The following is a 10,000-nucleotide window of genomic DNA, read 5'->3' on the forward strand; positions in this document are numbered from 1 at the left end:
TCCGCAGAACCTGGTAAAGTTAAGTTATGCTATTGAGAACTGTTTGCATTTGATAGTTATTCTCAATAAAATAGCTTTAACCTATTTGCTAACTCCTTGTTTTATAGCGAGCTTAATAATGCAGCCCTCTTTTAATTATTCAGTTTTATCAAAAGCTGTTCGGTTCAGTCTGGTCTTTTCACTGCTCAGCAGCAGTGCTTTGGTTTTGGCACAGACCACAGAAAACAACGAATCAGAAGTCGAAGTTATAGCGGTTTATGGTGAACAGGGCGACAGCCGCACTGCCACTAAACTGGATTTAACAGTCTATGAAACACCACAAACAGTCACAGTGGTTTCCAGGCCGCAAATTGAAGATTTTTCACTGCATTCAGTCAATGAACTGTTAAGTTATACACCAGGTGTGACAGTCGAAAGTGTCGAAACAGACCGCACTTATTACACAGCCCGCGGTTTTGATGTCGTGAACTTTCAATACGACGGTCTAGGCGTGCCCTTCTCCTCAGGTTTAACCAATGGCCAGTACGACACTGCAGCTTTTGAGCAAATTGAAGTGATCAAAGGAGCCGCAGGTTTGGTCACTGGTCTTGCCAACCCTTCAGCCACAGTCAACTATATCCGCAAGCGTCCAACTCAAGACCTCGCCGCTTATGGCACTTTATCTGTGGCCTCAGAACAAATGCGCCGGGCTGAAGCTGATGTATCCGGCAGTTTGACTGAGGATCTGCGTGGTCGCGCTATCGCCGCCAAAGAATCCGCCGACTCTTATCTGGACCGTAAATCGGATGACAACAGCCTGATGTATCTGGTCGGTGAATATGATTTGAGCGACAACACCCTGCTCACATTCGGCCATAGCAGCAATAACAACAAAGTAAACGGCAGCATGTCGGGCGCTTTGCCACTCTATTACACAGATGGCTCAGCCACAGACTATGCGGTGTCGACCAATACAGCCACAGACTGGGCCTTTCGTGATGTCAAAACTAAGCAAAGTTTCGCCGAACTGCGCCATCAATTGTCCGACGACTGGAGTCTGAATCTGCACCTGACGCAAAACGACAGCACCATGGCGTCAGAACTTTTTTATGTGTATGGCACACCGGAGCCTGGCACTGAAATTGGTCTGTTAGGTTATGCCTATGGTTACGACATGGACGAAACCCAGAAAATGGGCGACCTTTATCTGACAGGTCAGTTTGAGCTGGCTGGCCGTCAGCATGAACTGATGCTGGGGCTGAACTATGCTCATATGGATGTATTTGGCCAGTCATTTTACGACTACGAAACTGGTTATCCTGTGCTGGGCAGCGACTGGGCTTTGGGCTCTACAGTCAAAGGCGTATTTGACGATACCGATCCCTACAGCACAGGGCATCAAGACAAACAAATCCATCAATCTGCATATTTTGCCACCCGCCTGCATTTGACAGACGCCCTGTCGGTACTTGCTGGCGCCCGAACTATGTCGGTCAAACAAAGTGGCTACAACTATGGCGTGGACGCCTCATCCGACGCTGACGAAACAGTGCCTTATGTCGGCGCTATGTATCAGTTAAACAACACTGTGGCCTTGTACGGCAGCTATAGCGAAGTCTTTACGCCTCAGTCTTTTGTCGATAGCAACTTTAATGCATTGGGTGTGGCTCAAGGTGAGCACAGCGAAATTGGTACTAAATTCTCGTTAAACAAGGCTCGCGCTACGGCCAGCATTGCATTGTTCCGTTCCGACTTAAACAATGTCGGAGAGTTTATCGGTGTGGTTAATGGCGTGAACACCTACAGCGGCCTGGATTACAGCTCTGAAGGTGCTGAACTTGAACTGGTCGGTAGTGTGACAGAGCAGTTGAACCTGAGTGTTGGCTACACCTGGCTGCACAGTGTCGAGGGCAATAATGGCGAGCAAGTGCGTACTTATGTACCAAGGGATTTAGTCAAAGTTTCAGGGGTTTATTATCCTGATTTGCTGCCGGATTTGTCCTTTGGTGCCAGCTTGCAATGGCAAGACAGCGTCTACACCAGCCCTGAAAGTACAGTCACCATCACTCAACACAGTTACGCTTTGCTGGACCTGTTTGTGCGTTATCAGCTTAGCGACAATTTATCGCTGGCGCTAAACGGCATGAATGTGACAGACAAAAAGTACTACGAAAGCTTGTACTGGACTCAAGCCTATTATGGCGCCCCACGCCAGTGGCAAGCGTCTGTCACCTGGCGCTATTAATTTCAACACAAAAAAAGCCCTGAGTGCGAGCATTCAGGGCTTTGTAGTTGTTCGACATTTATTGGGCAGTACAACCACAGACAGAACCGGCGGAAGCGTTCACATTGGTCCAGTTGCCATTCCATTTCAAATTATTGGCCGCGTTTTGACAGACCCCATTGGCGCCACCACAAATGCCGGCGGCGGCACTGTTACTGCTGATCGGGGTCGTTGAAGTTACATCCACATTTTCACCCTGGCCAATTTTTACATCTAAAAAAATATGACTCAGGTTTTGTGACGTAATGTTATTGCTGACTGTCTGGCCTGTGCCAGTGTAGTTGTGACAACCAAAACAGTTACTGGCAAAACCTTTTTGTAAGTCCACATTCTGGAAAGTGGTCTCCGCTACCGTGTTGGCAAGGCGCAAAGACCCCCGTTCGTTTGGCACTCCTATACCACCTGAACTTTGCGCTATATCGCTAACCCACAAAGCTCCAACATGAAAGTAATTGCTTAAGACCTGCATGCCTGCAGGTACATTAGTTCCAGCCAACAACGCATCCACACCACTGTTTTGTTGAGTAATATCAGCCACGTTTTCTTCGGCTTTTAAATCTCCAGCTGCTGTGCCATAAGGATAAACCCGGCAAATATTAGTAGGTGTACCTGTTGCCGCAGTTTGATCTTCCGGCGGATCATTAAATTTACAGGCGTTGCCTGATGCCAGAGTACCAGGCAATCCTGAGGTACAACTGGCGCTGGCAAAGGTCCAGGGCGAAGCTGGCTGAGTGGTGGCCGGTGTGCAATCGGGAGAATTAATTTTATGTTCGTAGGTAGCCCAGACAAATTCCGGATGATCGGTTGTAGCCACAGCAATATGCATCCCCACCAGGCCTAAAGTGACGGCCTTACCGCCAATGTTCTGACTTTGAGTTACAAAGCTGTTTGATGCCACTTCTGCAGCAGATAACAGTTTCCAGGCCGATTTCATTTCAGTAGTACCGGATGGAAAATTAATCAGGTTTTGCTGCTGCAGCACAACTGCGCTGCCTGACAAATTACACATGGCTTTATCAAAACGTACATCGTAATACACCACATTAGTATCCTGAGCATAGATAGTAGCGCCGTCACCAGCCTGCTCCGTCGATAACGAGGTGCTGTCGGCTTTATCCAGACTGGTTCTTAATGTTGATCCCGTAATAGCGTTATCACAGGAATTGGCTGGATTTCCATTGGCGTCAAACTCCAGCACAGGGTACATAGCCTGGTTCATAAAATTACGCTGCCCACTGGCGTTTTGGGACATCAGATACAAAAAGGTCTGAGTTGAAAACTGGTAAAAATCACAAAAGGTTGAACTGCCATCAGAACCACTTTTTTTCACTTCAGTGGGCATAGAGGGTGCTGTCAGCCAGCTTGGATCCACAGGGCACGCAGCAGCAGCGGCGACCTTGTAAGCTTGATTAGCCGCGACCTCTGAGGGCAAACAACATAAAGCCAACATCAGACAACCAGCTGTGAGTAGTTTTAGGGTATTCATCTGCACTTTTCCTTCCTTTGGGGTTGTAATTACAACGTCTTTTTTGACAAAGCTTACTGGATTTACAGCACCAGTTTACCTGTTTTGAAAACTATAGTTGCAATTACAGAAACATGCAGAATAAATAGTCAGAGGGAAAACAGAACCAGCAGCTTTGTACCGCAGCTCTGGCCTTCCCCTCTTCGTTCTCTAGCGTGCTGAGGATGTAATAGTCACCTGCATCACGCCACCTTTGAATAAGCCAAAATATAAAGTCACCTGATCAGTGCCATATTCGGCATATAAACTCCAGGCTCCGCCATAAATAGACGGATCCGGATAGGTATATTCAGCCCAGCTTTTGCCGCTGTCTTTACTCAGCTCGAGGATAAAAGGTTGCGGCTCTTCATATTTTTTGATCCAGCGGGCAGTATAAAATTGGTTGGGACGCTGCGGGTGGATACCCAGGTCAAAATAAAAACGTGAATGTTGATTCAGATAAAGGCCATTCCAGCTGTTGCCGCCGTCTTTTGAGATCAGCATGCCAGGTTCGCCTGTGGCAATAATTTGTTGCTCTGAACCAGGCACAAATCTGATATTTTTTACAGTGCCCGGTTCCTTCAACATATCCGTCATTGAAGGGTAGATTTTGCTTTCTTTACTGTTGGTATCAAAAGACTGCAATAAAGAGTTTTCAATAGCCCCCTGACCACCAAACCAGACTTTGTCACCAGACTGTGACACTGTCAGCGCATCCTGATCCCTTGCCATAGCGCCATAAAATCCCGACACCACCTGCCAATGACGTCCCAAATCATAAGACTGGGCCAAAGCACCATAACCTGTGGCATAGAGCACGGCATTTTTGCTGTCGTAGGCCAAAGCAAATATCTTTTCGGCCAAAGCCGGTTCCTGCAGAGTAGTCTCAGTATTCTGTTCAGTTTGACCAAAGTCACTTCGGATCAGCTGCCAGCTCTGCCCTGCGTTCACCGATTCTGCCAGGTAAGCAAAACCTTCCAGCTCCAGAGCAGCCAGATAATGGCTGGTCCCCACACGCTCTAAATCCAGTACGTCCCAACGGGCTGAACTCAGCAGCTTCCATTGCTGGCCATCTTTACGATAAATACCAGCGCTGGTGGCGATCAGTAATTGCTGGTCTGCAGATAAAAACTGCCGGACAGTTACACCGTTCAGTGGCTGATGCTTAAAACTGATGGTATCGGCAGTTTGATCGTCCAGTTCTGAACCGCATCCGGCCAACAGTAAACTACTCACCACCAAAGATGCCCAAACCAGAGGGCGAACTATAAAACGCATGACAAATCTCCATCTATGTGTTGCTCACTAAGCGGTCAGCTTAGGAAAAATCAACAGATGCAACTGTTCGAATCTGTAAAAAGCTGCAACAGACTTGTGATGTACAACCAGGATCAGGCCGCAGAGCCTGACCAAATCCAGCACTCTGAGCATAACAAGAGCGTTTTTATGCTTGTTTTGTCTTTGTAACTAAAGTTCAGACTAGTGCTCCGATACGAAGCCATTAGTAGCATTGGGATGATGCAGAGCTTTGCAAAGTCATTCAGACTTCAGCTGAGCCACTCTATAAAAGGAATTAGCTTTGTCAGGTAGGGAACGGACCTTATTTGCCTTTGAATTCAGCCTTTTCAGATGCCTGCAGGAGCATTCTGCCGGTGCAGATTTTTTAGAAAACCTCAGCAAGTTCAGGTAGCAAAGAGCGCGGGACTTTAGCTTGACCGCAAGCTAAAAGCCCCCACTCATGGCTGATACACACAAACTCTGTTACGGCCTGAAACCTTGGCTTGCATCATAGCCTTGTCTGCCTGATGGAGCAGAGTTCCAAGTAAAGTTTGTGGTTCTAACTCACCCGTCAGCCCGGCTAAATTGATACAGGCAATACCAAAACTGGCGGTACAGTTAATTTCACCAGATTCTATGGCTATTTTGTTCTGTTCAAAACCGGAGCGTAACCGCTCCGCCAGTTGCATCGCCTGCTCCTGATCAGTATCTGGCAACACTATGGCAAATTCTTCGCCTCCCACCCGCGCCAGCACGTCAGAGCCCCGGACTAAATGTTGGGCCAGCGCAGACATATTCACCAGCACTGCGTCGCCAGCAGCGTGATTCCACTGATCGTTCACTCTCTTGAAATGGTCTATATCAAACATCACCACAGCCAAGGGCTGTCCTGCTCTGTGGGCCTGATGAAATACCTGACGGCTGATGGAAAAAAATGCTCTGCGGTTATACAGCTGAGTCAGCTCATCGGTATTGGCCTGGCGCTCAGCTAAAGCTTTAGCGGCCGCCAGTTGCTGCTCCATTGCTTTACGCTCGGTAATGTCTGTAGCTATTTCAATACGCACCAGACGGCCATCGACCCAGTAAATAGCCTGATCCCGGCACTGATACCAGCGACCGTTCAGGGTATTCTGAAATTCCCAGACATAAACACCGGACGGCTGACCTTCGCTGTTCAGTAATCTGTTATTAGTGCAGAAAAAACAAGGCGAATCCTGCCCCGCCTGCAACACCTGAAAACATTTGCGACCAGCTATAGGCCCCCACTCTTCCTTGCCATAGTCGTTGATATAAAGCAAATCGTAGGTCTGCATATCCGACACATACACCAACGCGTCCAGACTATTCAGAATGGTCTTGATAGCCTGGTAACTATGATTTTCATCCGACAGCACAGCAGGTGTTGCCCCATCAGAACCAGCAGATATTGAGATCATGGCAAACCACATATTTGATAAAAACGATACAATTAAACGTTACCACAATTGACTATAACTTAGCCAGCATTAGTACAGCAGGCTGGCTTTTCACCCAGGCATATGCAGTAACTCTTGTCTTCCGCTGCTTTAAAGGATAGAACAGTACACAAAGAATAAGGAGTTAGTTATGGCGTATCGCTTTTTACCTGCACTGTTCATGCTCTGCCTTTCCATACTGTCCGGCCCTGCACTGGCGACAGAAAAAGCCCCTCCTGCTCAGACTGCAGTTAAAAATTTAAAACACGGCGCCGTCGCCTCCCCGGATCAGTATGGTGCTCTGGTGGCTGAACAAATCTTGCGCAAAGGAGGGAATGCGGTAGACGCCGCCATAGCCACAGCCTTTACCCTGGCCGTGACTTACCCCGAAGCAGGCAATATAGGCGGTGGTGGTTTTATGCTGGTTTGGTTTGACGGCAAGCCGTATTTTTTAGATTACCGCGAAACAGCGCCGGCGGCGGCTCATAAAGACATGTATCTGGATGCCGACAAGCAGGTGATTGAAAACTTAAGCCTGATTGGCCACAAAGCCAGCGGCGTGCCCGGTACTGTCATGGGGTTATGGCTGGCGCATAAAAAATTTGCTTCCCTGCCCTGGTCAGATTTAGTTGCACCAGCTATTCACTACGCCAGCACAGGGTTTACTGTGGCCGAAAACCAGTATCAGTACCGTGCTGATTTATTACAGCAACTGGACGGAAAAACCAATTTCGCACGCTATTTTTCCGCTATGAAAGCAGGCGAAAATTTTAAACAACCTGAACTGGCCGAAACCTTAAAACGCATAGCAGCTCAGGGGCCGGACGATTTTTATAAAGGCAAAACTGCAGAGTTACTAGTGGCTGAAATGCAACGAGGTAAAGGCTTAATCACTATGGAAGATTTAGCGTCTTACCGTGCAGGCTGGCGTGAGGCGCTGGTCACCCCCTGGCGGGATAAGCAATTGATTAGCGCGCCACCTCCTAGTTCAGGAGGAATAGCCTTAGCCCAATTGTTAGGCTTAAAACAGCGTCGCAGCGCTGATTTTACTGACGTAAAACACAATAGCAGTCAGTATGTACATTTAGTCGCTGAGCTGGAAAAACGGGTTTATGCCGACAGGGCAGAATATTTGGGCGATCCGGGCTTTGTCACTGTGCCACAGCAACAATTGCTCGACGCCAGCTATCTGGACAAGCGCGCCAAAGAAATTAATGCGCTTGCTATTTCGCCAACCAAAGCCATCAAGCCTGGGCTTGAAGGCTATCACACCACCCATTTTTCTATTCTGGACAAAGAGGGCAATGCGGTATCCAACACTTACACTCTGAATCTGGATTTTGGCAGTGGCGTCGTCGTTGAAGGTGCAGGCTTTTTGTTAAATAACGAAATGGACGACTTCTCCGCCAAACCTGGTGTTCCTAACGCCTTTGGCGTGGTTGGTAATGACGCCAATGCCATAGCGCCCGGCAAACGTATGTTGTCGTCTATGACCCCCAGCATGGTGGTGCAGGATAACAAAGTACAGCTGGTGGTTGGTACACCAGGAGGCTCCACCATCATTACCTCTATTTTTCAGGTGATCACTAATCTGGCTGACTTTGCTATGCCATTACCACAGGCTGTAGCTGCACCTCGTTTCCACCATCAGTTATTGCCCAAAGATCAAATTACCATGGAGCCATATGCCCCTCTGAGCGCTGAAGTGCAGCAAGAACTGATTAAAAAAGGTTACACACTCCAGACTCAGGGTTGGAATTTAGGTGATGTACAAGCCATACAAGTGTCGGCAGATCAGGTCAGTGCAGCAGCAGATCCCCGCTCTCGTGGTGTGGCTAAAGTGATCGAGTATTAACCTGCTGGCTTGAGACGGTAAGCCGCACCTTGTTTGCCGCCAACAGGCAAAAAGCTGCAGCGCTGCCAGCTTAAACCTCTCTGACCGCTCCGCCAACGCCAGTTCAGCCGCGCCCTGTTACCATTCCCTTCTTTGGCACAAGGCTTGCTTTTGTCAGACCAAAAATACAGAAGGTAAAGTCATGAGCGATATAGTCTTGGGTAGCATGCAAGTAGGTGGACTGACAGCACAAAACTATCAGTTGGACTACCAGTTAACGGATCCCGGCCTTAGCGGTACAGAACAGCGTAAGTTGACTCAGGCAGATTATCAGGCGGCTGCAGCATCAGCGCAAAAAGCCTATGACATGGCTAACACCGGGCCAGAATTCCGGACCCAGCCCGACAGCAGCATAGCTCAACTGCAACAAGAACAAGCAGAGCAACAACAAAACTGGCAGCGGCAACAACTGCTGGACAGCCTGATGCTTCAGTTACGCAGCAGTCAAACCAAACAAGGCACAGTAGGCTGATCCCTGTCGCTAAAGCATTCAGAACAGACCCGCTGCGCGCAGCAGCGGGTCTGTTCAAGAGCGTTAGGGAGATGGTGTCGTGGCAGCTCTGGTGCTTGTAGTACTATTTTGGCTGGCCTTACTCACCAGATAACCACTATGGCTGATGGCGATAATTGCCAATAATCCATTGCTCAGCTCTGGCAAAGAACCATAACGAGTGGCAGCAAACATTTCTCCGTGCAGCAATACTCCATAGGTCAACAAAGCCACCAAAGTAAAAAAGCACATCTGCAAACGTGGCAGATCCAGGTGCAGGCAATTGGTGAATTGCTCACCAGTGATTAGATCTGACCAACGTGCATCTTCAGGTCTTTTATTCCGATACAAAGGGCCGCTAAAGTCCTGAGCATCTTTGTCATAGCCCTGCCCAACCAAACTTCCGCTCAATTGCAAGGTTTTGTTTTCATCAGGCAGCGCAGCGCCACTATTACTCAATAGCACTGGAGATGCGACCAGCGTCGCAGTGCTAAAACCCATTAATAGCCAAAGCTGTTGAGGAATGTCAGGCACACAAGTTTGACTGGCTTCAGCCAGACAAGCGCCACTGCTGGCCTGAATATTCTGTACCACCAGTGCCAGCACTGCTGTAAGCACTAAAATACTCCAGGCCACCATCTGCACACGGGACAACGACATCACATTACGTTCATCAACAAACACACCTTTGAAGGTGCCACAGATCACTTTGCCAATCACTGCCAGCATCAGCACAAAAAGCCCCATCAGCCAATACCAGTTTTGCAGCGCATTGTCCGAATTTTTGTAGATAAAATACAAAGCGGCTAAAAAGGCCAGCGCCGCAATCAGACTATAAGCATCCCGCCATTTGGTTTGAGTGGTTGCCATACATTCTCCTGCCAGGTGTTATTCAAGGTCCGGCAGACGCACCACTGCGCCGCCTCGCAGAAAACTTAGCAGCAGCTGTAGCTTTTTTGAAGAAAACAGGAACAAAAAATACCTAAAAAGGAAAATACAACACAGCGACATAAGTTGTGTCGCTGTTAGGCCATCAGTCGTAACGTCACGACCACTAAGCCATATACAGCCACACCAATACACACAGGCCAGCCTAAAGAGCGGGTACGCCGCCAGA

At 48.4% G+C, this 10,000-nt stretch carries 7 protein-coding genes; 3 read left to right on the forward strand and 4 right to left on the reverse strand.

What is annotated here, in order from left to right:
• Positions 1–2,224: TonB-dependent siderophore receptor (locus LDL40_RS06640; RefSeq protein WP_300994430.1), on the forward strand; the 2,224-nt coding region annotated here is incomplete at its 5' end.
• 58 nt (positions 2,225–2,282) lie between these two features.
• Here LDL40_RS06640 and LDL40_RS06645 read toward each other — a convergent pair.
• The 3 genes from LDL40_RS06645 to LDL40_RS06655 all read right to left on the reverse strand — a co-directional run bounded on the left by LDL40_RS06645 (position 2,283) and on the right by LDL40_RS06655 (position 6,481).
• Complete coding sequence (locus LDL40_RS06645) at positions 2,283–3,749, reverse strand: mannan-binding protein (protein WP_300994431.1); 1,467 nt, start codon at positions 3,747–3,749, stop codon at positions 2,283–2,285.
• A 189-nt stretch (positions 3,750–3,938) separates the two neighbouring features.
• Positions 3,939–5,045 carry a hypothetical protein gene (locus LDL40_RS06650; protein ID WP_300994432.1) on the reverse strand — a complete coding sequence of 369 codons (1,107 nt, stop codon included), beginning with the start codon at positions 5,043–5,045 and terminating at the stop codon, positions 3,939–3,941.
• Positions 5,046–5,503: 458 nt separating this feature from the next.
• Entirely contained in the window at positions 5,504–6,481 is a 978-nt protein-coding gene (locus tag LDL40_RS06655; protein WP_300994433.1) for a GGDEF domain-containing protein, read from the reverse strand.
• A gap of 169 nt (positions 6,482–6,650) precedes the next feature.
• Here LDL40_RS06655 and ggt point away from each other — a divergent pair, with 169 nt between their 5' ends.
• Together ggt and LDL40_RS06665 are read left to right on the forward strand one after the other, a co-directional pair.
• A complete protein-coding gene (gene ggt / locus LDL40_RS06660) occupies positions 6,651–8,354 on the forward strand; it encodes a gamma-glutamyltransferase (RefSeq protein WP_300994434.1) in 1,704 nt (567 codons plus the stop codon).
• A gap of 181 nt (positions 8,355–8,535) precedes the next feature.
• On the forward strand, positions 8,536–8,865 hold the full coding sequence (locus LDL40_RS06665; RefSeq protein WP_300994435.1) for a hypothetical protein: 330 nt from the start codon (positions 8,536–8,538) through the stop codon (positions 8,863–8,865).
• A 63-nt stretch (positions 8,866–8,928) separates the two neighbouring features.
• Here LDL40_RS06665 and LDL40_RS06670 read toward each other — a convergent pair whose 3' ends face one another.
• Positions 8,929–9,753: a hypothetical protein gene (locus LDL40_RS06670; RefSeq protein ID WP_300994436.1), complete on the reverse strand. Its 825-nt coding sequence runs from the start codon at positions 9,751–9,753 to the stop codon at positions 8,929–8,931.
• Positions 9,754–10,000 lie beyond the last annotated feature (247 nt).

The organism is Rheinheimera sp., from assembly GCF_020217005.1.
Taxonomy (GTDB): Bacteria; Pseudomonadota; Gammaproteobacteria; order Enterobacterales; family Alteromonadaceae; genus Pararheinheimera.